Origin of the sequence: Pseudomonas sp. UM16, assembly GCF_050312595.1 — a bacterium.
Taxonomy (GTDB): domain Bacteria; phylum Pseudomonadota; class Gammaproteobacteria; order Pseudomonadales; family Pseudomonadaceae; genus Aquipseudomonas.
Window position 1 is genome coordinate 274,030 of sequence record NZ_JBNPJT010000003.1, and the last position, 24,178, is coordinate 298,207.

18 protein-coding genes are annotated in these 24,178 nt (G+C 61.2%); 4 read left to right on the plus strand and 14 right to left on the minus strand.

All coding sequences use genetic code 11. From position 1 onward, the window contains the following. Positions 1-25: 25 nt before the first annotated feature. Complete coding sequence (locus tag ACQRAX_RS04950; protein WP_412039162.1) at positions 26-817, minus strand: enoyl-CoA hydratase/isomerase family protein; 792 nt, start codon at positions 815-817, stop codon at positions 26-28. Positions 818-1,345: 528 nt separating this feature from the next. On the opposite strand from ACQRAX_RS04950, the gene ACQRAX_RS04955 reads away from it, so the two are divergent. Further along, complete coding sequence (locus ACQRAX_RS04955; RefSeq protein WP_412039161.1) at positions 1,346-1,648, plus strand: DUF6124 family protein; 303 nt, start codon at positions 1,346-1,348, stop codon at positions 1,646-1,648. A 100-nt stretch (positions 1,649-1,748) separates the two neighbouring features. On the opposite strand, the gene ACQRAX_RS04960 is transcribed toward ACQRAX_RS04955, so the two are convergent. The 7 genes from ACQRAX_RS04960 to ACQRAX_RS04990 all read right to left on the minus strand — a co-directional run bounded on the left by ACQRAX_RS04960 (position 1,749) and on the right by ACQRAX_RS04990 (position 9,766). Continuing rightward, positions 1,749-3,152, minus strand: coding sequence for an amino acid permease (locus ACQRAX_RS04960; protein WP_412039160.1), 1,404 nt, complete (start codon positions 3,150-3,152; stop codon positions 1,749-1,751). A gap of 204 nt (positions 3,153-3,356) precedes the next feature. Then, positions 3,357-5,612 (minus strand): ATP-binding protein, encoded by a 2,256-nt coding sequence (locus ACQRAX_RS04965; protein ID WP_412039159.1) that lies wholly within the window; start codon positions 5,610-5,612, stop codon positions 3,357-3,359. Then, positions 5,609-6,382, minus strand: coding sequence for a substrate-binding periplasmic protein (locus tag ACQRAX_RS04970; RefSeq protein ID WP_412039158.1), 774 nt, complete (start codon positions 6,380-6,382; stop codon positions 5,609-5,611). Before ACQRAX_RS04970 ends, ACQRAX_RS04965 begins: the two co-directional genes overlap by 4 nt. Before the next feature lie 5 nt (positions 6,383-6,387). Beyond that, positions 6,388-7,104 carry a response regulator gene (locus tag ACQRAX_RS04975; RefSeq protein ID WP_045182918.1) on the minus strand — a complete coding sequence of 239 codons (717 nt, stop codon included), beginning with the start codon at positions 7,102-7,104 and terminating at the stop codon, positions 6,388-6,390. A gap of 69 nt (positions 7,105-7,173) precedes the next feature. After that, positions 7,174-7,818, minus strand: coding sequence for a TetR family transcriptional regulator C-terminal domain-containing protein (locus tag ACQRAX_RS04980; protein WP_412039157.1), 645 nt, complete (start codon positions 7,816-7,818; stop codon positions 7,174-7,176). A 77-nt stretch (positions 7,819-7,895) separates the two neighbouring features. After that, the gene (locus tag ACQRAX_RS04985) at positions 7,896-8,657 is read right to left on the minus strand and encodes a class II aldolase/adducin family protein (protein ID WP_412039156.1); all 762 of its coding nucleotides are present in this window, start codon (positions 8,655-8,657) and stop codon (positions 7,896-7,898) included. Positions 8,658-8,728: 71 nt separating this feature from the next. Further along, positions 8,729-9,766, minus strand: coding sequence for an ABC transporter substrate-binding protein (locus ACQRAX_RS04990; protein ID WP_412039155.1), 1,038 nt, complete (start codon positions 9,764-9,766; stop codon positions 8,729-8,731). A 184-nt stretch (positions 9,767-9,950) separates the two neighbouring features. Between ACQRAX_RS04990 and ACQRAX_RS04995 the strand changes: the two genes are divergently transcribed. The 3 genes from ACQRAX_RS04995 (at position 9,951) to ACQRAX_RS05005 (ending at position 13,343) form a co-directional block, all read left to right on the plus strand. Next, positions 9,951-11,900, plus strand: coding sequence for an FAD-dependent oxidoreductase (locus ACQRAX_RS04995; protein WP_412039154.1), 1,950 nt, complete (start codon positions 9,951-9,953; stop codon positions 11,898-11,900). A gap of 65 nt (positions 11,901-11,965) precedes the next feature. Continuing rightward, positions 11,966-12,562, plus strand: coding sequence for a cupin domain-containing protein (locus ACQRAX_RS05000; protein WP_412039375.1), 597 nt, complete (start codon positions 11,966-11,968; stop codon positions 12,560-12,562). 34 nt (positions 12,563-12,596) lie between these two features. Continuing rightward, positions 12,597-13,343 carry an enoyl-CoA hydratase gene (locus ACQRAX_RS05005; RefSeq protein ID WP_412039153.1) on the plus strand — a complete coding sequence of 249 codons (747 nt, stop codon included), beginning with the start codon at positions 12,597-12,599 and terminating at the stop codon, positions 13,341-13,343. A gap of 19 nt (positions 13,344-13,362) precedes the next feature. On the opposite strand, the gene ACQRAX_RS05010 is transcribed toward ACQRAX_RS05005, so the two are convergent. The 6 genes from ACQRAX_RS05010 to ACQRAX_RS05035 all read right to left on the minus strand — a co-directional run bounded on the left by ACQRAX_RS05010 (position 13,363) and on the right by ACQRAX_RS05035 (position 24,170). Continuing rightward, positions 13,363-13,770 carry an OsmC family protein gene (locus ACQRAX_RS05010; RefSeq protein ID WP_412039152.1) on the minus strand — a complete coding sequence of 136 codons (408 nt, stop codon included), beginning with the start codon at positions 13,768-13,770 and terminating at the stop codon, positions 13,363-13,365. A gap of 115 nt (positions 13,771-13,885) precedes the next feature. Continuing rightward, positions 13,886-15,631 carry a ShlB/FhaC/HecB family hemolysin secretion/activation protein gene (locus ACQRAX_RS05015; RefSeq protein WP_412039151.1) on the minus strand — a complete coding sequence of 582 codons (1,746 nt, stop codon included), beginning with the start codon at positions 15,629-15,631 and terminating at the stop codon, positions 13,886-13,888. Between the two features lie 2 nt (positions 15,632-15,633). After that, entirely contained in the window at positions 15,634-19,440 is a 3,807-nt protein-coding gene (locus ACQRAX_RS05020; RefSeq protein WP_412039150.1) for an MBG domain-containing protein, read from the minus strand. A 125-nt stretch (positions 19,441-19,565) separates the two neighbouring features. Further along, entirely contained in the window at positions 19,566-21,266 is a 1,701-nt protein-coding gene (locus ACQRAX_RS05025; protein WP_412039149.1) for a response regulator, read from the minus strand. A gap of 93 nt (positions 21,267-21,359) precedes the next feature. Further along, positions 21,360-22,658, minus strand: coding sequence for a serine/threonine transporter (locus ACQRAX_RS05030; RefSeq protein WP_412039148.1), 1,299 nt, complete (start codon positions 22,656-22,658; stop codon positions 21,360-21,362). 135 nt (positions 22,659-22,793) lie between these two features. Continuing rightward, positions 22,794-24,170 carry an L-serine ammonia-lyase gene (locus ACQRAX_RS05035; RefSeq protein ID WP_412039147.1) on the minus strand — a complete coding sequence of 459 codons (1,377 nt, stop codon included), beginning with the start codon at positions 24,168-24,170 and terminating at the stop codon, positions 22,794-22,796. Between the last annotated feature and the right edge of the window lie 8 nt (positions 24,171-24,178).

Consider the following 24,178-nt stretch of genomic DNA (forward strand, 5'->3'; position numbering starts at 1 on the left):
TTCCTGAAGAAGGTCTTGTAAGTAGTTATTTACCAAGAAATTTTGCAGAACGCTTTTCAGCCACAGCGCGTAAGGCTTCGGCGCCATCCTCGCTGCGCCCACACAGCAGGCCTGCAGCAAGTTCGGCCTGCAGTTGTTCGCCCAGGGTGCGTTGCGCGCCGTCATGGATCAGGCGCTTCGTTTGGGCGAAGGCGAAGGTCGGGCCATTGGCCAGACGGCCGGCCAGCTCGGCAGCGACTGCTGGCAGTTGCTCATCGGCGCACACTTCACTCACCAACCCCGCGGCCAGTGCCCGTTCAGCGCCCCACAGCTCATCAAGAAACAGCAGGCGTTTGGCCTGTTCACTGCCGATCAACCGCGGCAAGTGCCAGCTGGCACCAGCATCGGGGTTGTAGGCCATGCTCGTGTAACCCGCCTTGAAACGTGCCGAGGCCGCTGCCACGCGCAGGTCGCAGCACAGGCTCAGGTCCATGCCGGCACCTACGGCAGTGCCGTTGATGGCAGCAATCGTGGGTTTGTCGAGGCTGTGTAGGCGTTGCATCAAGGCGTGGGCGGTCTCGGTCCAGCCATAGCTTTCCAGTGCGCCCCGCGCCTCGGCCTCCGCCCACTCGGCCAGGTCTGCCCCGGCGCAGAAACTGCGCCCGCTACCGGTCAGCACCACCGCGCGTACGGCGGGGTCGACGTTGCAGTCTTCAAGCATGGCATGCAGTTTTTTCAGGCTGGGGATGTCCAGCGCATTGCGCTGTTCAGGGCGGTTGAGGGTGATCCAGGCGACGCCGGCTTCGACCGTGAACAGCAATGACGACGGAGTAATCATAGAGGGCCTCGAATTATTCTGGTTAGCGTGAGGGGTGTGGATCTGGGGCAATACTAAACGAGTGTTCAACAAGGAGACAATCGGAAGAATATTCTGATGTAACAGATTAAATTACATCGCTATATCATTGTTTTTGTTGATAAATAATTCAGATACCGATGAAGCGATTCGACTGCTGTTACAACTTCGCACAACTGATAGCCCAGCCTCGCCGGCAGTTTGGGGCCGCAGACTAGCCAGCGCCTGGTCCTAGGACATATCCTACGCAATCTGTCGACTTCAATAGCTTGCCTGGGGAAGGTCTTCGCACTAGGCTCGCTCGGTCACTGAATATCGGTGATCGGGTTTGGCGACCCGGCAAGCATTCGTGAAGCATCTAGTTGGTCGTCGTGTGTTATGGCGGCTGTGCGCGGGAGGGTTTCGGCCCTGCCGGGTTTCCGAGTGTTCCGGTTCGCCAACCCGTGTACAGCTGCCACCCTTTGTTTGGCGACGAATGCGTGGCATCTCCTTCATCACTCGGAGTTGACCATGAAAAAGCCTGTCCCCGATCCCCCCAGCCTGCACCTCATTGAAACGCTCGAGACCGCCGTCCTCTGTTGCCCGGAACATCCGCCCTTGTTCAGCGTACGTGCTGGTGTCGCTGCTGAAGATGCCCTGGTGCATGCTCTGCTGTACCTCAGGTGCGCCCGTACCACCGCTATCGAAGCGGTTCAACACACCGGCAAAGAAGGTCGAGGCTTTGTTTGGTCCACCCAGCATTCGGTGGAGATGGCCATGGCGCTGCTTGATGCGTTGCTTGACGGGATAGAGGCGCGACAGCTACCAGGTTGATCAGACCGTAAGCAGATTCACCCGGACGCCAGACCGCCGCGCAGGGGCGCAAACGCGCCCCATCGCCGGCAACGCCGGCTCCTACGGCCTGTCCAGTGTGTTAAATCGACGGGGCCAACACCACCTGGCGCTTGCGATTGATGAAGAAGTACGCCGCGTAACAGACCGCAATAAAGCCAAAGCCCCAGTACAACGACGGCCGTTGGGTTTCATCCAGCGCAAGGAACACAAACAGCGAACTGCACAGGGTGATGCACAACAACGGCACCAGCGGGTACAACGGCGCCCGGTACTTGAGCTCGCTGAGCTGGCCGCCTTCGCGCAGGAACGCCTTGCGGAACCGATACTGCGCCAGGGCAATGACGATCCAGGTCACAGTGCCGGACATCCCACTGACCGCCATCAGCACCATGAACAAGGTGTCGGCAGCAACAAAGCTGGTCATCAGCGACACCAGGGCAAAGCACAGGGTGATGCTCAGCGCCCGCAGCGGCACGCCGCGCTTGCTCAGCGGCGACAGGCTCTTGGGCGCCATACCGGTCTTGGACATGGCCCAGAGGATGCGCGTCGAGGCATACAGCCCAGAGTTGCCCACCGAGAGAATCGCCGTGAGGATCACGAAGTTCATCAGGTCCGCGGCGTAGGGAATGCCGACCATGTCGAACACCTGCACAAATGGGCTTTCCATCAAACCGGCCTGCTGCCATGGGACGATGGCAGACAGCACCACGATCGCCAGCACATAAAAGATCAGCACGCGGAATACCACGTTGCGCACCGCACGCGGGATGCTCTTTTCCGGCTGATCGGTTTCACCCGCCGCCACGCCCATGATCTCGCAGCCCTGGAAGGCATAGACCACGGTCATCATCACCGCGAACACCGCCGACAAGCCGTTGGGGAACAGCGAATCACCGATCAGGTTGCTCATCATCGGTGCCGGTTCGCCGCTGGTCAGCGGGATCGCACCGAAGATCACCAGCACGCCAACAATGATGAAACCGAGGATCGCCGCCACCTTGATCCCCGAGAACCAGTACTCGGCTTCGCCAAAGGCACGGGTGGCCAGGGCGTTGAGGCCGAACAGCACCACCACGAACAGCGCCGACCAGTACCAGATCGGCACCTCGGGGAACCAGCGCACCATCAACATGCCGGCAGCCGTGAACTCAAGCCCCACCGTGGTGGCCCAGCTCATCCAGTACACCCAGCCGATCATAAAACCGGTGGCCGGGCCGATGTATTTAGTGGCATGGGCCTGGAACGAGCCGGACACCGGCATCTGCACCGACAGCTCACCGAGGCAGACCATCACCAGGTACATCAGAAAGCCCGCCACCAGATACGCCAGAATCGCGCCCACCGGCCCGCCCTGGTTGATGGTCACCCCCGAGCCCATGAACAGCCCGGTGCCAATCACACCGCCCAGCGACAGCATGAAAATATGCCGGCTCTTCAGGGCCCGCGTGAGGTGGATGCCTTTACGTTCGGTCGATTCGTTCATGTCGGCACCTCAACGATCGCTGAAGTGCGAAAGGGAAAGACGGTAGCGCGGGGACGGATCAGCTTTACGGCAGTTCATTATTATTATCTCCAATAAGCTTCGAAGACCGCGTGCAATGCGGTTGCCATCGATTATTGGAAAGCGATGTAAGGTGCTGTTGTACGTAAAGATCGAAGATGTAAAAAGTCGTAAGGTTTTTGTACGTCAGCGCTGGAGCAACTGTTTCAGGGTTCGCCGGGCTTGCTCAAACTGTTCGTTCAAGGGCGTGACCAAGGCCGTTAACGCCTGTTGGTCATTGGCCAGTGCGGCGTCTTCCAACTGGCGCAGCACCCGCGCCAAGCCGCGAAAACCCAACGAGTCGCCACTACCGGCGAGGCGATGGGACAAATGCGCGATTTCCGTGCAGTCGTGGGCCTTGAGCGCTTCAATGAGCGCGTCCTGATGCTGTTCAATGGCCTGTTCCAATACACCCAGCAAGCCCTGGACCTTTTGTTCGCCGAGCAAGGTTCGGTGGGTCTGCAGTAACGACCAATCCATGCCGGTGTTTTCGCTCGCCGCGTCGACCACCGGCGCGCCTTCGGCCAATGCCTGGCGCAGGCTGTCTAACTTCAGCGGCTTGGCCAGCACTCCTTGCATGCCCGCCTGCAGATAACCCTGCACCAGCACTGGCTGGACACTGGCGGTCAAGGCCAGGATCCGGCTGTGGCGGTTCGCTCCGGGGCTGGCACGCAGTTGCCGGCACAGCTCGACACCACTGATGCCTGGCAGGTGCACATCGAGCAGGATCAAGTCGAATCGCCGTTGCTGACACAAGGTCATGGCCTGTCCAGCCTCTTCGGCGAACCACACCTGATGACCATCGCGCTTGAGCAGGCCGTGCACCACGTCGCGGTTCAGCGCCACATCCTCGACCACGAGGATATCCAGGCCGGTCACAGGTAGCGCTGCCAGGGCTGGCACCTGCGGTATTTCCCCCGGCTTCAGGGCAAGTTCAAACCAGAAGCAACTGCCCTGCCCTTCGGCACTTTCCATGCCAATGCGGCCGCCCAATTGCTCCACCAGGTGTTTGCAGATCGCCAGTCCCAGGCCGGTCCCGCCATAACGCCGGGCCACCGCTTCGCTGGCCTGAGTGAAACGATCGAAAATCTTCGCCTGTACGGCCGGCGCGATGCCGATACCGTTGTCACTGACGCTGATCCGCACCTGTTGCGCGCCGTTCTGCCCGGCCAGCACGTGAACCTGGAGGCTGACCTGGCCGTTTTCAGTGAACTTGATCGCATTGGCCAGCAAATTGCTCAATACCTGGCGCAGGTACTGCTCGGCGCCCTGTAGCGGCTCGGCCAGCTGCCGATCAATGTCGCAACGCAAGCGGGTGCCGTTGCTCGCAGCCTTCGGTTCGAGCAAGGTCATGACTTCATCGCACAGTTGGCGTAGGGAAAAATCGACCACCTCGGGGCGGCTTTCACCCTCTTCCAGGCGGGCGAAGTACAACACTTCATTGAGGATGCTCAACAGCCCTTCCCCAGCCTTGGCCAGCGCTTGCAGGCGTTTGCTGTCTTGCCCGCCAAGACCGGCCCCGCGCAACAATTCAGCCATGCCGAGGATGCCATTGAGCGGGGTGCGCAGTTCGTGGCTCATGGTGGCGAGAAAGCGCGACTTGGCCAGGTTGGCCGCCTCGGCGTCGTCCTTGGCACGCATCAGGCTTGCCGTGCGCCGTTCGACCATTTTTTGCAGCTCATCGCGCTTGTCCTGCAAGGCCAGGCGATCTTCCTCGCGCCGTTCAATGTCAGTGAGGATCGCCCGACGCATGTCGTCCAGGGCATGGGCGACGGTGTCGATTTCGTCTTCACGGGCCGAACGGCGCTTGTCCAGGTGCAAGGGTTCCTGCCAATCACCGCCAGCAATGCGCCGGGCAAACTCGGCCATAACCTGCAGGTGGCGGGTCACCAAGCGATAAAACAACCCGGAAAGGGCTACCGCCAGACCGCAGAGAAAAACGCTCATCCACAACAGGCTGGTCAGCCCGGTGGCAAACAGCCGACGGTGCACCGCGCCCAGGTCGATGCTCACCTCCAGCTCGCCAAGATGACGCAAAGGCCCCGACGGCGGCTGGTAATCCAGGGCAAAGCGCTCGACGCGCAAAGGCCCCGGTGGGCTGGCCTCGCCTTGCAACAAGTTGAAGTCGACGCTGCGCAGGCGCACCCGGGCGACATCGGAAAAGTCCACCAGGCCACGCAACTGCACACTCAGCTGGTCCTGGTTGAGGTCCCACAAGCTGCGCTCAAGGCTGGCCAGGTAACCGACGCGAATCAGCGCCATGCGTGCGTCGATATCACGCATTTCACGCCGGTACTCAAAGTACAGCTGCACTGTGCTGGCGAGCACGGTGAAGCACAGGCTGAACAACAGGATGAACAGCAGCAGGCGCCGCAGCAAACCACCGGGTTGCAGGCGGCTCATCGGGCGTCGGCCGGCAGGTTGATCATGTCGCGATAGGTCACTTCGCTCTGCTCCAGCCAGCGCTCGATTTCACCAGCGTCAGTCATGCGTTGCAGTTGCTGGTCGATCTGCGCCATATGCTGGCTCAACGCGGAATGCCGCGACACCGCGACCCGCAGGTAATCCACGCTCAAGGCGGTCGGCAACACCTGAATGTCTTGGGCCCCAGGCAGGTGCTCAATGAACAGCTGACCCGTGCGCCGCTCCTGGATGACAAAGTCGATGCGCCCGCGAATCAACTTGCCGAAGTTCTGTGCGCTGGAAGACACCCACTCGATGTTCTGGTGTTTGGCCACAAACTGGTCGAATTGCGCGCCGTAGCTTTCACCGAACAACAGCCCGCCGCGGTAGTTGGCCAGGTCTTCAAGGCGGGTAAACGTTACCGGCCGCTGGCGGTTGTAAAACACCGCGACTTCCTCGCGCAACACCGGCACTGTGGAAAAACGCATGCCTTGGTCACGCTGGTCGCTGTTGTAGGCCAGGACCACGTCCACTCGGCCGTCGGCGGCGTCCAGCAGGCAGCGCTTCCAGTTGCCCAGCACAACAATCTCCACTTCATAGCCCAGGCGCCCGAACAGCTGCTTGACCACGGTCGGCGCAAGGCCGCGCACCTGCCTGCCATCGCTCCAGGAAATCGGCGGGTACACCGGATAGTCACAGTAGCGAATGCGTTCGCTGGCCTGCACCGGTGCACTGAGCGCCAGCACTGTCAGGCACAGCAGCCGCCACATGCAGGTCAGGCCGCCACGCTGGCGGTAAACAGGTAGCCAGCGCCATGGATGGTGATGATCAACTGCGGCTCGGCCGGGTCGTCGTGCAGCTTGCGCCGCAGGCGCCCGACCAGGACGTCGATGGAGCGGTCGTTGGGCACCCATTCGCGGTTGCGGATCTGGTCCATCAACTGGTCGCGGCTCAAGGTATGCCCGCTGTTGCGCAAAAACACACTGAGCAACTGAAACTCGCCATGGGTCAGCAAGGTTTCGCCTCCCTGCGGATCAATCAGGCGGCGGCGGTCGGTATCCAGCGCCCAGTCGGCAAACTGCTTGAGGGCATGGCTGTTGCTCGCGGTTGGTTTCGAGGCCTGGGCATGGCGCACCCGGCGCACCAGGTTCTTGGTCCGCGACACCAGTTCTCGGGGGTTGAGGGGTTTGATCACATAGTCGTCAGCGCCACATTCGAGGCCGACAATACGGTCGATGTCGTCGTTGCGCCCGGTAATCAGGATGATGCCGACTTCCGAGCGAACCCGCAGTTCACGGGTCAGGGTCAGGCCGTCTTTGCCCGGCAGGCGGATGTCGAGCATCACCAGGTCGACGCTGTGGCTGGCGAGGAAATGTTCGGCTTGTTCAGCTGTTTCGGCACAGTGGACGTCGTAGCCTTCCTGGGACAGGTAGGCGTGCAGCAAGTCGCGAATAAGCGGATCGTCGTCGACGATCAGTACCCGAGGCGTCATTGCGTGTTGTCTCTTATAGGAATTGTTCTGTCACTCGCGAACGCAGCGTACCCATTACTGAACGACCGATCAACAGCCCTCGGTCAGGGTGAAGCGTTTGCGTCCGCCCGCTTGCAAGCCATCGACCCAGGCCTCGCAGATCTGTACGCCCTGCTCCGGGGTGAAGGTGCCAGGGTTGAGCCCCGACTCCAGCCACAGGCCGTCGAGCAAGGCGCTGAGGCTGATTGCCGCGAGGTCGGCATCGAAGGCCTGCCAGCCCTCCTCCTGGGCCAGCTCGCCCAGCAGGCGGCCGAGTTCGTTGCGGTATTCACTGTAGGAGTGATCGTGGACCTGATTGATCGCCTCGGCGGTTTTCACCGCGCCCCAGAATGCCAGCCAGGCATCGAGCAGTTGCGGGTCAAGCAGCTCGGCGCAGAATGAACCACGAAAGAATGCCGACAAGCGTTCTCGGGCGTTGGGCGCCGCCTGGGCCATGGCCTCGCGCAGTAGGCCCATGACCCGGCCGGTGACGGCCATGTAGGCTTCGGCCACCAGTTCGTCCTTGCCCGAATAGTGGTGACTGATCAGCCCCACCGAAACCCCGGCCTCGGCCGAGATCTTGCGGATCGAGGCGCCCTGGAAGCCGTGGCGCTTCAGACACACCAGAGTTGCCTCGACCAGATTGGCCTTGCGCAACTGCGGAACCATACGGCTGTAACGGGCTTCCTGGGTCATGGAGGGGTCTCGGGACGGTCAATGAGCGTGAGGTCGCCCCCCACAAACGTAGCTGAACGACTGTACAACAAGCCTGCTCAGTTGCGATAGTCCGGTGCCACCCGCTGCACCAGACGCAGCAATGCCGCCCAGGCCAGCTGCATGCCGTCCGGGTCGCTCAGCTCGCCTTCCTTCAACTCCCTGGCCGGCTCGTTGAACTGGCGCTCGGTATGCGCGCACACCGCATCAGGCGGCAGCACAATTTCCCCCGCCGCTTGCGCCGCCAACTGGATTTCACAAGCTTTCTCCAGGTAGTACATGCGCAAAAACGCCTGGCTGACGCTCTCACCTACAGTGAGCAAGCCATGGTTGCGCAGCATCAGCACCGGCTTGTCGCCCAGGTCGCGAACCAGGCGCTGTTGCTCGTCCATGTCCAGCGCCACACCTTCGTAATCGTGGTAGGCGACTTTGTTGTAGAACTCCATGGAAATCTGATTGACCGGCAGCAAGCCGCATTTGAGCGCGGCCACCGCACAGCCTGCCTTGGTATGGGTATGCAGCACGCAGTGGGCATCTTCACGCGCGCCATGAATGGCGCTGTGGATCACGAAGCCGGCCGGGTTGACCGGGTATGGCGAGGGCTCCACGGCGTTGCCCTGCAGGTCGATCTTGACCAGCTTCGAGGCGCTGATTTCATCGAACATCAAGCCGTAGGGATTGATCAGAAAGTGATGTTCGGGGCCGGGAATACGCACCGAAATGTGAGTGAAGATCAGATCGGTCATGCGAAAGTGCGCGATCAGTCGGTAGCAGGCGGCCAGCTCCTGGCGCAGGCGCAGTTCGGTTTGGCTCGGATTCATTGTTGTTGTTCTCAGGCAAATGGCTGACCAGACAATAGGGCTGGACACCGGACGATGTCCAGCCACCGGGTTTACTTGCTGGCCCAGGCGTTGAAGCGCTCTTCGAGTTCATCGCCGTGGTCGACCCAGAATTCAACGTTCATCGACAACGCCCCTTCCAGGTTCTGCTTCGAGGTCGGCACCCAGCTGGCCAAGGCCGGATCAAGCTTGGCGGCCGCTTCAGTGTTGGTTGGGCCGTAAGGAATTTCGTTGACGTAACGCACTTGAGTGTCTGGTTGGTTGGCGTAGGCAATCAGGCGTTTGGCCTGATCGGCATGCTTGGACCCCTTGATGATCGCCCAGTAGTCCATGCCATAGAGGCTGCCCGGCCACACCAGCGCCAAGGAGCTGCCCTGCTGCGCGGCGACCGCCACCCGCCCGCTGTAGGTTGACGTCATGACCACATCACCGGCACTGAGCCATTGCGCTGGCTGCGCGCCGGCTTCCCACCACTGGATATAGGGCTTGAGCTCAGTGAGTTTGGCGAAGGCGCGGTCGACACCTTGCGGGGTCGCCAGCACGTCGTAGACATCCTCGACCTTGACCCCATCGGCCATCAGCGCGAATTCCAGGTTGTACACCGCGCGCTTGCGCAGCCCGCGCTTGCCAGGGGTTTTCTGGACATCCCAGAAGTCGGCCCACGAGGTCGGTGCCTGGGCCAGTTTGTTGCGGTCGTAGGCAATGGCCACGCTCCACACCAGTGCCGCCGAGCCACAGGCCTGGGCAGCATCAGGGATCAACTGCTCGGCATGGCCCAGGCGCGTCCAGTCCAGGGGCTCGTACATGCCTTCGTCGCAACCGCGCATCAGGTCCGGGCCTTCGATCTGCACCAGGTCCCAGTCGACGTTACCGGTGTCGACCATCACCTTGATCCGGGCCATTTCGCCGTTGTACTCGCTTTGAATCAGTTTGCTGCCGTCCTGGGCACTGAACGGCTGGAAGATCGCCGCATCCTGAGCTTTCTGACCGGCGCCGCCGTAGGCGACGACAACCATGTCCGGTGCTGCCTGAGCGCTGCCAAGACCAAGAGCGAGCAGCCAGGGAGAGAGTTTCAGCAGAGTTGATGTCATCAGTGGTTCCTCATGCCGGTAACACGCCAGGCGTGGCCCGTTTTCTTGTTGTTGTGAGGTATGCCCCAGGACGCGGGGTGTTTCGAAAGCTAGTCAAAGGCCAGTAAAAAAACAAGTTGATTTTTTACTGAAGGTACACTTTTATAGAAAAATAAAAACAACAACCCGCTGGAGCCTGCACAGCATGTCGACCTTCACGCACCTGCTCGAACCGCTGCAAATCCGTGGCAAACGCCTGAAGAACCGCATCATGTCCAGCGGCCACGACACCTCGATCCCCACCGACAACCTGGTCAACGAACGCCTGATCGCCTACCACAAGGCCCGTGCCGAAGGCGGCGTCGGTTTGATCGTGCTGCAGGTCGCCGGAGTGCACGACAGTGCGCGCTATACCTCGCATGTACTGATGGCCACCGACGATGCCTGCATCGACGGTTACCGCCAACTGGCCGCGACTTGCCATGCCCATGGCACCGTGGTGCTGTCGCAGATCTTTCACCCTGGGCGGGAAATCATGGAGTCCAGTGATGGCCTGTTGGCCGTGGCGTACTCGGCCTCGGCAGTGCCCAATGAACGCTTCCGGGTAATGCCGCGGGCGCTGGATCAGGCGATGATCGATGAGATCGTACAAGGCTATGCCGATGCCGCCCGGCGCCTGCATCAGGCTGGGCTCGATGGCGTCGAAGTGGTCGCCAGCCACGGTTACCTGCCGGCCCAGTTCATCAACCCGCGGGTCAATCGCCGCAGTGATGGCTACAACGGTGAGCTTGAACAGCGCCTGCGCTTTTTGCGTGAAGTGATTGGCGCCGTACGCGCCGCCACTGCCGATGACTTCATCATCGGCCTGCGTATCAGCGCCGACGAGCGCGACGCCGAAGGCCTGACCGAGGATGAATCGCTGGCGGCGGTAAAAGCCCTGCAAGGCTCGCTGGACTATGTGCATATTGTCGCCGGTACTTCGGCATCGCTCGGGGGGGCGGTGCATATCGTCCCGCCCATGGCCATTGAAGCCGCCTACCTCGCCCGTGAAGCCGGGACGTTCAAGGCCAGCCTGTCGATACCGCTGTTCGTCACCGGGCGTATCAACCAGCCGCAAGAGGCCGAGCTGATCCTGGCGCGTGGCCAGGCCGATGTCTGTGGCATGACCCGCGCGTTGATCTGCGACCCGCAAATGCCCAACAAGACCGACAGCGGTCATGCCGAGGATGTCCGCGCCTGCATCGCCTGTAACCAGGCGTGCATTGGTCACTTCCATCGCGGCTTGCCGATTTCCTGTATTCAGCACCCGGAAACTGGCCGTGAGCAGCAGTACGGCCAGTTGCAGGCCACGCCCCTGCGCAAGCGCATCATGGTCGCTGGCGGCGGCCCGGCCGGCATGAAGGCCGCAGCGGTGGCCGCTGCACGGGGCCATCAAGTGACCCTGTACGAGGCCAGCGCGCAACTGGGTGGCCAGGTGCTGTTGGCGCAATTGCTGCCACGGCGCGCCGAATTTGGCGGCGCCAGCACCAACCTGCAACGTGAAATGCAACTCGCTGGGGTCGAGGTGGTGCGTAACACCCGCGTTGATCGCGCCCTGGTCGAACGTGAGCAACCTGATCTGGTGATCGTCGCCACCGGTGCCGAGCCTTACTGGCCAACGTTCGAGCGCGGCGGCGAACTGCAGGTCGTCGATGCCTGGCAGGTATTGCGCGACGAGGTAACCCTGGGCCGTTCGGTACTGGTCGTGGACTGGCGCTGCGACTGGATCGGCCCGGGCATCGCCGAACGCTTGGTGCGCGCCGGGCACCAAGTGCAACTGGCGGTCAATGGCACGCACTGCGGTGAAAGCCTGCCGCTGTATGTGCGTGATCAACTGGCGGGTGAGCTGCACAAACTTGGCATCCCGATCACCCCCTACGCCCGCCTCTATGGCTGCGATGACACCACCGTGTACCTGCAACACACTGCCAGCGGCGAGCCGATGATCTTCGAAAACATCGACACCCTGGTGCTGTGTCAGGGCCATCAGCCGGTCGATACCCTGGTCGATGAGCTCAACGGCCTGGTCGAAGTCAAACGCATTGGCGACTGCCTGGCCCCGCGCACGGCCGAAGAAGCGATCTATGAAGGTTTGAAAGTCGCCTGGACGCTGTGAGCCTGTTTATACTCCGAGGCTTTGCAGCGTGCGGTCCGGAGCACCCCATGAGCAACAGCAGCAAGATGCCGCCCACCGGCGCCGTTCCCAGCCAGGAAGGCGCCGCCGCCCCGCAGTTTCTCGGCACGCGTATTCGCGGCCTGCGCAAACGCCGGGGCATGACCCTGGCGGAGTTGGCCGAGCAAAGTGAGCTAACCGCCGGCTACATCAGCCAACTGGAACGCAACCTGTCCTACCCGTCGATTCCGGCGCTGTTCAACATCGCCCGCAGCCTGGGCGTAACCATCCAGTGGTTCTTTGCCAGCGAAGCCAGCACCGATCCGCAAGACAACGGTTATGTGGTGCGCAAGAACAGCCGCCTGAGTGTGCATTACGAAGATGGCATCGTTGACCAACTGCTGACCCCGCAACCCAACCGCGAGCTGGAAATGCTCCACTCGCGCTTCCCGCCAGGCACCTACAGCCAACAGAGTTACAGCCATGAAGGTGAAGAAGCCGGTTATCTGCTGTCGGGCAGTTTCGAGCTGTGGGTGGGCGAGCGCTATTTCCAGCTCAGCGAAGGCGACAGCTTTAGTTTCTCCAGCCAGGAGCCACACCGCTATGGCAACCCTGGCGACGTGGATGCGGTGGTGATCTGGGTGATTACCCCACCGACCTTCTGACCGTGCGACGACAACAACTATAAAAAGGCTTGCAATGAACGATCTGATTACACACGACCTGGACAACGGCCTGCTGACCCTGACCTTCAACCGGCCGGACAAACTCAATGCGCTGAACAGCGCCATGTACACCCTGCTGGGCGACCTGCTGCAGGCCGCGCAGGACAACCCCAAGGTCGACGTCATCGTCATCACTGGCGGCAGCCAATGCTTTAGCGCAGGCAACGACCTCAAAGATTTTCTCGACAACCCGCCCAGCGACATGGACAGCCCGGTGTTCCGTCTGATGCGCGGGGTCCTGGCCCTGGACAAACCGCTGATTGCCGCCGTTTCCGGCGCAGCCATTGGTATCGGCACAACCCTGCTGTTGCATTGTGATCAGGTGTTGGTCAGCCGCACGGCCAAGCTGCGCATGCCCTTCGTGCCGTTGGGCCTGTGCCCGGAGTTTGGCTCCAGCCTGTTGCTACCGCGCATGCTCGGCCATGCCCGTGCCGCCCGGCTGCTGCTGTGCAATGAACTGCTCACTGGTGAGCAAGCCGTGCAATGGGGCTTGGCCAATGAACTGCACGATGACGGCGAGCAGTGCCTGTTAGCAGCACGGCAGCTGGCGACCAAGTTGCAGGCATTGCCGCAGGAGGCGCTGCGGGTCAGCAAGCGCTTGCTAAAAGACACTCACCGCCAGGCGCTCGAGGCTACGGTGCAGCGCGAAGGCTTGCTGTTCATCGAACGCTTGCATACCCCTGAAGCGAAAGCGGCGTTGCGGGCGTTGGTCAAGGATTGAGCCCAGCGGCTACGACCTTTTATTCACTCAACTGGCTATCAATGACAATGCTGCCACTGAGCAGTTTGTGCACCGGGCAGGCATTGGCTACCCCCAACAGGCGCTCACGCTGAGTGGCATCGAGCTCACCGTGCAGTTCGATCACACGCTTGATCTCGGTGCGCATTGGCACGCTCTTCTCTTCCTTGACGATGTCCAGTTGCACATGCACATGCTGCAACGGCCATTCCTTGCGCCGGGCATACATCGACAGGGTGATCGCGGTGCACGCCCCCAACGCCGACAGCAGCAACTGGTGAGGGTTGGGGCCAGTGTCGTGGCCGCCGAGCGCCTGGTTTTCATCCGCCAGCCACTGGTTGACGCCAGCAGACAGGTTGACGCTGTAAGGGATCTCTCCCAGCTCGGCATGGACAGTCGAATCGGACATCTGCAGGGGCTTCCTTTGCGGGGGCCAAACCAAAAGGGCCTGGCGCGAGTGTGTTTACACTAGCGTCAGACCCAGGTCAGGGAAAGTCTTGAGTACAATCTTCAGTGTTCCTTACTTAGAACAGTTTGAGGAAGTTGAAGTACAAGCGCGGTTCCTTGCCGTTGTGGTCTTCAAGCTCTTCAGCCGATACCGAGCGGGTCAGCGGGAAGGCCAGCTCTGGCGACAGGAACATGTCCTTGGCAATCTGCACATGTGCACCGAAACCGGCAGACGACAGGCTCTGCGAACCGAAGTAGTCCGGGCTGTTGTTCCACACCTTGCCCACGTCCCAAAAGCCATAGTACTGAGTCGGAATAGTGTGATCCTTGACCTGGTGCGCGGTGTTGTATTGCAACTCGACCTTGCCCGCCACACCATTGTCGGCGGCAATTTCCGAAGGATCGTAGCCGCGCCCGAACTGGCTGCCACCGACACCAAACTGTTCAGGCGTCAACAGCGCATTGCCAAAGGCGGTCTGCCCAGTCAGTGCCAGATACAGGTTCAGCCCCTCGAGCACCTTGCTCAGGTCCTGAATACGCTGGGCGTCATACTGCAACTTGGTAAAGTCCGTCTCGCCACCCTCACGCGACGGGTTGCTGCGTCCTTCGTTGCTCGCACCGAGTACATCCAGGCCCTTGCTCACTTCCGCCTTGAGCAGGTTGCGGCCGCCATACTGATCGGTAAAGTCCCAGCTGGCGCCCAGGCGCAGGGCACGTATGCGGTCGTCGCTGGACGGTGCCTGGTCCGGGTCATCCAGATACTCGGCCTTGCCGTTGAACCAGGTAAAGGCGGCAGAGGTCTTGATGGTTTCGGCACGGCTGCGCACCCACGGGTGGGCGATGCGCACCGCCACGGTGTCCCCACTGCTGTTGGCATTGAGGAAGTCAAAGGTGTCGGCATTGCCGTCGTTGTGCTGGCCGAGCACACTCAAGACCGTGCCCTGGGTGCCCAGCGGCAGCTCATACTGGCCTTCATAGAAGGCCATCTTGTCGCCTTCGACCGAGCGGCCCAGACGCAACGACAGGTGATCACCCAACCCCAGTGGATCGTTGACACCCACCCCGCCGTACACCTGCCATGGCCCGAAGTAGCGGCTGTCGCGGTTATCAAAGCCGAAAAAGCCTTCCCAGCGCCGCAGTTCATTGCTGACATCCAGGTCGGTGCCCTGCCCTACGCTTGAAGGTGACAACACGGCACGGCTGTCCAGGCCTGAGAGGTCGTTCATCAGCAGCAGGTTACGCTCCAGGGTCTTGCCGGTGAGTGGCGCCTCGTTGCGAATATTCTCGGCATAGCCTTCAACGGCCTTGTTGCTTGGCCCACTGACCTTGACCTGATTGACCTTGCCTTCCACCACTTGCAGATGTAGCTGACCCTTATCGAGCTTCTGGGCTGGAACGAAAGTCCGCACCAGCAAGAAGCCATCGTCGCGGTAGCGGCGGGTAATTTCATCGGCGACAGCGTTAACTTCGTTGAGGTTGACCTCACGGCCTTCAAGACGCTTGAGCAAGACCGCAAACGTACCTTGCGGGTAGTGGTTGGCGCCATCGAGTATGACCTTGCTCACCTTGAAGCGTGCGCTGCTGGCGGCCATCGGGCGTGGCTCGGCCTGAACTTTAGGCTCTGCTACTGGCGGCGTTACACGGGTTGGCGACAGTTCCAGCGAGCCGGGCATTTGTACCGCCGGGCTGCGCCGACCGTCAGGCCCTGGAGTCTCTACTCTACCTGGGTCGAGGCCACTGAGGGGGGCAGCGAGGATCGGTTGTGCGGCCAGAGCGACGGCAATGCACAGGGCCAAGGCAGATTTTTGGGCGAAAGTACGCATGATTATTTGCCTCCTTTTTGAGGCTGTTCCAAGTGACGAGGAATCACGTTGCGATTCCAGTCAGGGATCTGGAATTTGCCGTCTTTGAGTAAACCGTTGGCGTAGGTCAGTACGTCGGAGACGTCTGGCAGGCGGTCCTGTTTGTCGCCATAAGCGCGCGGTTTGCAGATCAGTTGCACGGTGTAGGTACGTGCCACCGCCGGGGTCACGGAGTAGTTGGCGATGACCGCCGAGGGCGATTCCAGTGCGGTGCAGCGCTCGTTGCCGGGGGCCTGGGCGTTGATTGATACGTCTTGCGCCTTGGGCTGTACGGGCGGTTTCGGGGTAACCGGATCGGTCGGATCGACCGGCGGTTTTACTGGGTCCGTCGGATCAACTGGCGGTTTAACCGGTGGTTTTACCGGATCAACCGGATCGACAGGTGGCACCATTGGTCCGGTAATGGTCAGGGTGCCGTCGTAGAAGGTGACCTGATAATTATTGCTGGCTTCGATACCGTCCTGGCGAATGGCATAAGGGCCAACGGCCTCACCGGGGTCGCGCTTGAGGCCAACGTTGACACCATCGTCATATTTCAGGCCTTCAACGCTGTAGGTCAGCGCCGGGTCGCGCTGGCCCTGAACCTTGCTCTTGTCGTCAGCGCGGATCACCAGCGGCGCCGGGGTAACGGTGAGGATGCCGTCTTTGAAGGTCAGGCTGTAATTGCCACTGGTGCTGCGCAGCTCGCCCTGGCCGATCTGATAGTTACCCACGTTTTCACCCGCGCGGGTGCCGGCACCGGCCCGTGCGAGGGCCCCGCCGTTGAGCAACTGGTCCGGCGTTTCGTCGAACTTCTGCCCGCTCATGTCGTAGGTCAGTTGCGGGTCGCGGTCGCCATAGACCTTGCTCTTGTCATGGGCTGTTACGGTCAACGGTGCCGGGGTGATGCTGAGCACGCCATCGCGCACCTGGGTCTGGTAGCGCTGGCCGACGAAGTCGCCGGTGGTGGCGGCGCCAGTGATTGCATAGCGCCCAACATCGGAGCGCTGCGTGGCTGGTGTTTGCGGGGTGAGGCTAACATCGAAGCGGGCGTCGCCCAGTTGTTCACCGACATACTGGTCAAGCGCCTGCACGGCCTTGCTGTTGGCATCGGCAGGCTCGGCCAGCACCAATGGCCCATGGCTGAAGGTTGGGTTGGCATCACCGTATTGGCGGCTGGCGTCATCAATCTGCACAGCCAGTTTGGCCTGGTTGGCGTTCAGCTGCACCGCATCGGCGCTGGCCTCCTGAGTATCCAGAAAGTGCACGCGTGCCTGCTCCAGCAGCGGTCCTTTGGGTTTGACGCCATCTTTAGGCTGCGCCCAGTCCTGGTCGTTCATCAGCCAAGCCAGGACACCATCGACGCTTTTGACCTTATCGCCCAGGGCCACCAGCAACTGTTCGGAGGCACCATTCTGGCTGTTGTGCTGGATTTCACCCTGGTTCATGGCGCCGCCGATGGCGTAATCATCCACGCCCCAACCAACGTCGCTGCCGTTGCGTGGATCCTTGGCCACCATCACCACGCCTTTATAGGCATCCAGCGCAAACCCGACCGGCAGCTCGCCGACAGGTACACCATTTTTCTCTACCCGGGTCAGGGACGCATTGGCGGTATCAGGCATGAGCTTCCAGTGCACGTTCTGGCTGTCCGTGAAGCTCAGGCCTTTAACCAGATAGTCAGAGCTGTCCAGGTAGTTCATCAAGATGTTCGGGTCGATGGGTTGACCATTGCCGTCAACAAACCCTGCCGCCTCGAATACCAAGTAATCGAAGGTCTTGCCGCCCTGTTCCAGGGTCACATTGACTGGGCTGTCGGGCCCCGAGGAAGTCGATGCGGTGACATCCTGATAGCCCACGTACTTGATCTGCTGAGCGCTGACACCGTCCAAGGATTCACCCGAATATGGCGCGACCACCGTGCCGGTACGGGTAGTGCCGGTGGCGTTGGTCTGGTTGAATTGGAACACTCCGTTGCTGGCTTGCCCGGCCAACGTACCGGCGTGGTTCAGGGGGCTGTTGAGCAATACGCTGGCACCCTTTACCGCCACCTTGGAACCAATCAGGGCCGTGTTGGCGTCCTGAATCACCGACGCGGTGTTGGCGGTCTTGATCCAGATGGTGCCGTTGCCGACATCGACAATGGCGCGTTTGCCATAAGCGGCGGCGCCGGTGTCGGCGGGCGTTGCGAGGTCGTTCAGGCGCACATCACCAGTGGCCGCGATGTACAGGTTGCCGTCTTTGAGCAGGATCGGTGCATTGATGTGTACGGAGCCGCTGTTGTTGCGTTTGGCCTTGTCCAGTGCAGTGCCGGGGCCCTGGCTGTTGTAGTCGGTGACAGTGCCAACGTTGCCGCTGGCAATCAATGCGAGGGTCTTGCCGCTGCCCACCACCGGCGCAACGATCGGTGCGTTGACGTTGATCCGTTCGCGGGCTTCGATGCGGACATCGTTGTTGGCCAAGCTGTTGGCGATCACGCTGTTGCTGACGTTGTTCCCGGTAGGATTGGCGACGATATCGATCTGGTCCGGATCCAGCAGCCACAGGCCTGAGCGGGTGCCGCCGGAGGCGTCCACCGCGGCGTCACGGGTCACGCTCAGGCGCTGGCCCGAGGTTTCCACCACGCCACCTGTGGTGCCGCCTTTGGCACTGGCCTTGCCGGCAAACTCGGTGTTGCCCGTAGACCAGACCACCACCTTGCCGCCTTCTTTGCCGCCATCGGCCTTGAGCTGTGCGCCCTTCTCAACCTGGGTTTGGCGGGCCGCCGGCTCGGGGCCTTTGCCCTGAAAGCTGCCGCCGATCAAAACACTACCGCCTTTGCCGGCAGCGCCGGAAACATCAACCTGGGCACTCCTTGCCAGTTGGACCTGATCACCCAACACACTAATCTGGCCGCCGTCACGGCCTTTGGCTGACAACTTGCCGCTGACCTGGGTCTGCTCGGCATTGCCCAACACAATAGTGCCGCCCTGATTACTGACCGAATCGGCCACCACAGCGCCACCGACACTGATTACCGACTCCAGGTGTTTGGCTGCGCGCTGGGCACTCATGGCCACCACACCTTCACCGACGTCGACCTGGCCGCTGTTGCTGACCCCGCCTTTGAGGCTGGGGTCGACGCTACCCGCTTCGCCAGGCGTGCCTGCAACGGCCAGGCTGATCAGGCCGTCACCATGAAAGTCGAGGGTGGCTTTGGGACCGGTAGCCAGGTTGACCTGGCCTTTACGCGCCTGAAGCACCCCGGCGTTTTCCACCTGGGCGCCAAGCAAGGCTACGGTGCCGTAGTCTTGCACGTTGATAGTGCCGTCGTTACGTACCAGGCCTTTGAGCTGGACGTCGAGTTTTCCGCTTTTGGCAAACTCGCGAGCCTGCGCTTCGGTGATGATCCCGGCGCTGGCCAGCAACGCGCTGGTCGAGATCCGGGAGCCGGGGCCGAACCAGATGCCGTTGGGGTTGAGCAGGATCACCTGGCCGTTGGAACTGAGCACACCCAGCACCTTCGACGGGTCGGCGCCGATCACCCGGTTGAGGGTCACCGAGGTGCCGTCGGGCTGCTGGATGTGCACCTTGTTGTCAGCGCCAATGCTGAATTTCTGCCAGTTGATCCCGGTGCGCGGGGTACTGGTATCGATGTGCATGTTCGCGCCGCTCTGGCTGATTTTGCCCTGACCAGAGACGACTTGACCGCCCTGGGGCAGTTCACCGGCGAGCACTTGCTGGGGTGAAACGGCCAGGGCAATGGCCAAGACCAAGGGCGTCAATGCCAGGCGTTGGATGGAGCGTTTCATGGGCCAATCTCCTCAAATGTCACGGCTCATCGATGAGTCGCGGGGTTGAGGCAATCATTGGCCAGGCAGGGGTTGGTCCGGGATCAGGGGATCATGAGTGTGTTGTAGTGGATGCACTACAGCGGCTAAAGGGTGGCTTGTGACAGGCGCAGGCGCAAGGTAAGCAGGTACCCGTCGTGCAAGGGCCAGTGCCAGCGCAGTTGTCCGCCCATCATTTGCGCCAGGCGCTCGCACAGCACCAGCGCCGGTTCCAGCAGGTCGCTGGGCGGCCCCAGCAACGCCTCGCGCTGTTGCGGGCCAATGTGCAGCTCCCAGAGCATTTCGGCGTGCCCCAGCAGCGCACTGCTGGCGGTGACCTGCAGGGGACCTGGCACCCGCAGCCCGCAGTGCTGCAGGAGGATTGTGAGGATCTGCTGGTATCGGCCGCGATCGATCCAGGCTAGGGACGGCGCCTGTGGCGCTTGCCACTCAGCACTCAGCACACCATCGGCGGTTAACGCCTTAAGGGCATCTCGGGTAAGACGCACTAAATCGGTAGACTTGGGCCTGAGCAACAAGGTGCCGCTTTCATGGTCCGCCAGGTCCAGCAACACGCCGATTCGCTCAAGCATCAGCCCGGTATCCCGGCGTGCCTGATACAAGGCAGGACTGTCGGCAAGCCCGGCAGCGACCTCCCTCAGCTGGCTGGCAATCATTTCCAGCATGCGCCGAAACTCCTCACCCACACCGTGCAGAAACGCCAGACGCGCGCGCCTGACGGCCTGATTCTGCTCATTGGCATGCGTCAAGCGGATGATAGCCTGCTCTTGTTCGCTGAGATCGACAAACGAACAGAGCATACCTACCAGCTCTCCCTGGGCATTGCGGTACGGCGCGCCCCAATGGCGAAAGGCATAGGCGCGATCGTGTAGATGCAGAACCAGCTCGCGGCTGAAGGGCTGCTGTTGCGCAACCGCCTGCAGGTAATACTGGTGAAATTGCAGGGCTTCTTCGGGGGGCACGCGCAAGCTGTCTATCACCCGCTTGCCCACTGCATCTTCCAGGGTAGTCCCAGCAGCCTCCAGGAACCGGCTGTTGCAGGCACGCAAATAGCCGTCGACATCACGTAGGCTCACCGGCGTCGGCATGGCTTCGAGCAGTTCCTGAAAGGCGGCCTGAGGACTTTGGCCGTCAACAACACTTACCGTGCTTGGCAAGCGCTCGAGCAAGCCTCCACGCCAGGCAATTTCGAGCAATTCGGCCAATGAACCGGCCTGCAGCTTCTGCAACAATCGCACCTTATAGGTACTGACGGTACGGTCGCTCAGCGCCAGTTCATCGGCAATGTCCTTGTTGCTGCGGCCATTGACCAGGTAGCGCAGCACCGTCCGTTCCCGAGGCGACAGATTGCGCAGTTGCTCGTCCTCGGCCTGTAGACCTTGAGGTGCGGCGACACTGCCCAGGCTGCGTACGGGAAACCAGGCACGTCCACGCAGCAGGGTTCGCACTGCCTCGCCCAGTTCCTCGACCGATTCCAGTTTGCTGACAAATCCCGAAGCGCCCGCCTGCAGGCACAAACCGGCGATGTGCTCGGTGCTTTGCGCGGTCAGGACCAGGGTACGGGTGCGGCTCTGACGCTGGTGCAGGCGACGAATCACTTCGAGCCCGCCCAGGCGCGGCAAGGCCAGGTCAAGAATCAGCACTTCAGGCTTCAGGCTCAAGGCCTGTTGCAACGCGTCGGCGCCGTTGTCCACGGCGGCTACCACCTGATGCCCCTCGGCGCTGAGCAAAGCCTGTACCGCAGCGCGCAGCAAAGGTTGTTCGTCTGCAATCACGATCTTGTGCATGACCACCGCTCCTGCGAAGTATCCGCTACAGCGTAGTGCATGGCCTTGCATTCGCCGCGCCGGACGCGCTTGGCGCCCGGCGCAAGTGCTGGATCAAGCGAGGAAGGAGTACAGAATCGCCGACAGGGTGATCAAGCCAATCAGCACCACAAAGACATTGGAGGCCTTGCCTGAGTATTTGCGCAGCGACGGCACCTTGTGCATGGCGTACATCGGCATCAGGAACAGCAGGCAGGCGATAATTGGCCCGCCGAGGTTCTCGATCATGCCAAGAATGCTTGGATTGAGGGTCGCCACCGCCCAGCAGGTCAACACCATGAACAGCGCGGTCATCTGCTCCAGGCGCTTGGCTGGCAATTGCTTGCCACGGCTGCGCAGGCTTTTCACGATCATGCCCTGGAAGCCTTCGCTGGCACCGATGTAGTGCCCCAGGAACGACTTGGTGATTGCCACCAAAGCGATCAGCGGCGCAACAAAGGCAATGATCGGCGTCTGGAAGTGATTGGCCAGGTACGACAGGATCGAGATGTTCTGTTGCTTGGCAGCAGCCAGGTCGGCCGGGCTCAAGGCCAATACGCAACTGAAGCAAAAGAACATCACCGTCAATACCATCATGACATGGGCACTGGCCAGAATCCGGTTGCTCTTCTGCTCAGCTTGTTCGCCATAACGATGCTTCTGGTCGACAGCGAAAGCCGAGATGATCGGCGAATGGTTGAAGGAAAACACCATCACCGGGATCGCCAACCACAACGTCTTGAAGAACAGGTCCAGGGGCATGCCTTCGGAGGCCTGGGCGAAAAAGGCGCCGTTCCAGTTGGGTATCAGGCTCAGGGCCAGCAACAGCAGCGCCGCAACGAAGGGATAGACCAGCAGGCTCATGACCTTGACGATGATGCCCTGGCCACTACGGACTACGATCATCAAGCCGCAGATCAGCAGCAAGGCCAGGAGCGCCCGCGGCGGCGGGGTCATGTGCAACTGATGTTCCATGAAGCTGCCCAGGGTGTTGGTCAGCGCCACGCTGTACACCAACAGGATCGGGAAGATCGCCAGGAAATACAGCAAGGTGATCAGTTTGCCCGCGCCAACCCCGAAGTGCTCTTCGACCACTTCAGTGATGTCTTCACTCGCGCCCCGCTTGCCGGACAGCACGAAACGGGTCAGGCCACGGTGGGCAAAGTACGTCATCGGGAATGCCAACAGCGCCAATACCAGCAGCGGCCAGAAGCCCCCTACCCCGGCGTTGATCGGCAGGAACAAGGTGCCGGCGCCAATGGCGGTGCCGTACAGGCCCAGGACCCAGGTGGTGTCGTGGCGGTTCCAGGTTTTGCTTTGCGCGGGCGCGGCGGTGCCGACCCCCAAGTTGGTGGTGGTGTTTACATCAGTCATCGATATTGCCTTGTAGTTGTTTTTGTTGCTTATGAACGAACTGCGTGAAGCGCGGGGCCGCGTTGCCCCATCACCGGCAAAGCCGGCGTCCACCACTGCCCGGTGGGAGCCGGTCTTACCGTTGTTTCTAGCCAATCAACATTCGACGAACGCGACCGCCAAGCCGCCGCGCGAGGTCTCCTTGTAGTTGGCATGCATATCGGCACCGGTATCGCGCAGGGTACGGATCACCCGGTCGAGGGAAATGAAGTGCTCGCCGTCACCGCGCAACGCCATCTGCACCGCGTTGATGGCCTTGACGGCGGCAATCGCGTTGCGCTCGATGCACGGTATCTGGACCAGGCCGCCAACCGGGTCGCAGGTCAGCCCAAGGTTATGCTCAAGGGCAATTTCGGCGGCGTTTTCCAGTTGCATCGGCGTTGCTCCAAGCACTTCGGCAAGGCCGGCCGCCGCCATCGAACAAGCCGAACCGACCTCGCCCTGACAACCCACTTCGGCACCGGAGATCGAGGCGTTCTTCTTGCACAGGATCCCCACCGCGGCAGCACTGAGCAGGAAGTCGACGACGTCGTTGTCGCAGGCATCGGGGTTGAACTTCATGTAGTAGTGCAGCACCGCCGGGATGATGCCGGCCGCACCGTTGGTGGGTGCGGTGACCATGCGCCCACCGGCGGCGTTTTCTTCGTTGACCGCCAGGGCGAACAGATTGACCCACTCCATCGCGCTCAAGGTCGAGCCGATGACGTTGGGCTTGCCCAACTCCTGCAGGCTGCGGTGCAGCTTGGCGGCGCGGCGCTTGACCTTCAGCCCGCCAGGCAAAATGCCTTCATTGCGCAGGCCGTTGTCGACGCATTCACGCATCGCCGCCCAGAGCTTGAGCAGACCGCTGCGTACTTCGGCTTCGGGGCGCCAGGCCAGTTCATTGGCCATCATCAGTTCGCTGACACGCAACTGGTGTTGTTTGCACAACGCCAGTAGTTGCGCGGCACTGTCAAAGTCATAGGGCAGTTGTACCTGCTCGGCGCTGCTGCCCGTGCTGCCGATCTGCGTGGCCTCAACGATGAAGCCACCGCCCACTGAGTAATAGGTCTGCTGCAACAACGAGCCGGTGGCGCTGCTAGCTTCCAGGGTCATGGCATTAGGGTGGTACGGCAGGCTTTCATCGAGCAGCAGCAAGTCGCGACTGCAATCAAAGGCCACCGCATGGCGGCCATCGAGCAACATCACCTGACTGTTTTGCAATTCATTGATCAGCGGTTCGATCCGCTGCGGATCGATCTGGTCAGGCCACTCACCCATCAACCCCAACAGGCAGGCACGGTCAGTGGCGTGACCAACACCGGTCGCCGACAACGAGCCATACAGACGAACCTCCAGTCGACTGACCTGCTCCAGCAGGCCCTGCTCATGCAAGGCCTGGGCAAAGGTCGCAGCCGCCCGCATCGGGCCTACGGTATGCGAGCTGGAAGGCCCGATGCCAATCTTGAAAAGGTCAAAAACGCTGATAGCCATACTAATGC

Excerpts from the sequence above, each read along its gene's own strand:
- ACQRAX_RS05005 (WP_412039153.1), top strand. The coding sequence starts at position 12,597 with ATGAACGATCTGATTACACACGACCTGGACAACGGCCTGCTGACCCTG.
- ACQRAX_RS05000 (WP_412039375.1), top strand. The coding sequence starts at position 11,966 with ATGCCGCCCACCGGCGCCGTTCCCAGCCAGGAAGGCGCCGCCGCCCCG.
- ACQRAX_RS05030 (WP_412039148.1), bottom strand. The coding sequence starts at position 22,658 with ATGACTGATGTAAACACCACCACCAACTTGGGGGTCGGCACCGCCGCG.
- ACQRAX_RS04985 (WP_412039156.1), bottom strand. The coding sequence starts at position 8,657 with ATGAATCCGAGCCAAACCGAACTGCGCCTGCGCCAGGAGCTGGCCGCC.
- ACQRAX_RS05020 (WP_412039150.1), bottom strand. The coding sequence starts at position 19,440 with ATGAAACGCTCCATCCAACGCCTGGCATTGACGCCCTTGGTCTTGGCC.
- ACQRAX_RS04975 (WP_045182918.1), bottom strand. The coding sequence starts at position 7,104 with ATGACGCCTCGGGTACTGATCGTCGACGACGATCCGCTTATTCGCGAC.
- ACQRAX_RS04955 (WP_412039161.1), top strand. The coding sequence starts at position 1,346 with ATGAAAAAGCCTGTCCCCGATCCCCCCAGCCTGCACCTCATTGAAACG.
- ACQRAX_RS05025 (WP_412039149.1), bottom strand. The coding sequence starts at position 21,266 with ATGCACAAGATCGTGATTGCAGACGAACAACCTTTGCTGCGCGCTGCG.
- ACQRAX_RS04995 (WP_412039154.1), top strand. The coding sequence starts at position 9,951 with ATGTCGACCTTCACGCACCTGCTCGAACCGCTGCAAATCCGTGGCAAA.
- ACQRAX_RS05010 (WP_412039152.1), bottom strand. The coding sequence starts at position 13,770 with ATGTCCGATTCGACTGTCCATGCCGAGCTGGGAGAGATCCCTTACAGC.
- ACQRAX_RS05015 (WP_412039151.1), bottom strand. The coding sequence starts at position 15,631 with ATGCGTACTTTCGCCCAAAAATCTGCCTTGGCCCTGTGCATTGCCGTC.
- ACQRAX_RS04950 (WP_412039162.1), bottom strand. The coding sequence starts at position 817 with ATGATTACTCCGTCGTCATTGCTGTTCACGGTCGAAGCCGGCGTCGCC.
- ACQRAX_RS05035 (WP_412039147.1), bottom strand. The coding sequence starts at position 24,170 with ATGGCTATCAGCGTTTTTGACCTTTTCAAGATTGGCATCGGGCCTTCC.
- ACQRAX_RS04970 (WP_412039158.1), bottom strand. The coding sequence starts at position 6,382 with ATGTGGCGGCTGCTGTGCCTGACAGTGCTGGCGCTCAGTGCACCGGTG.
- ACQRAX_RS04965 (WP_412039159.1), bottom strand. The coding sequence starts at position 5,612 with ATGAGCCGCCTGCAACCCGGTGGTTTGCTGCGGCGCCTGCTGCTGTTC.
- ACQRAX_RS04980 (WP_412039157.1), bottom strand. The coding sequence starts at position 7,818 with ATGACCCAGGAAGCCCGTTACAGCCGTATGGTTCCGCAGTTGCGCAAG.
- ACQRAX_RS04990 (WP_412039155.1), bottom strand. The coding sequence starts at position 9,766 with ATGACATCAACTCTGCTGAAACTCTCTCCCTGGCTGCTCGCTCTTGGT.
- ACQRAX_RS04960 (WP_412039160.1), bottom strand. The coding sequence starts at position 3,152 with ATGAACGAATCGACCGAACGTAAAGGCATCCACCTCACGCGGGCCCTG.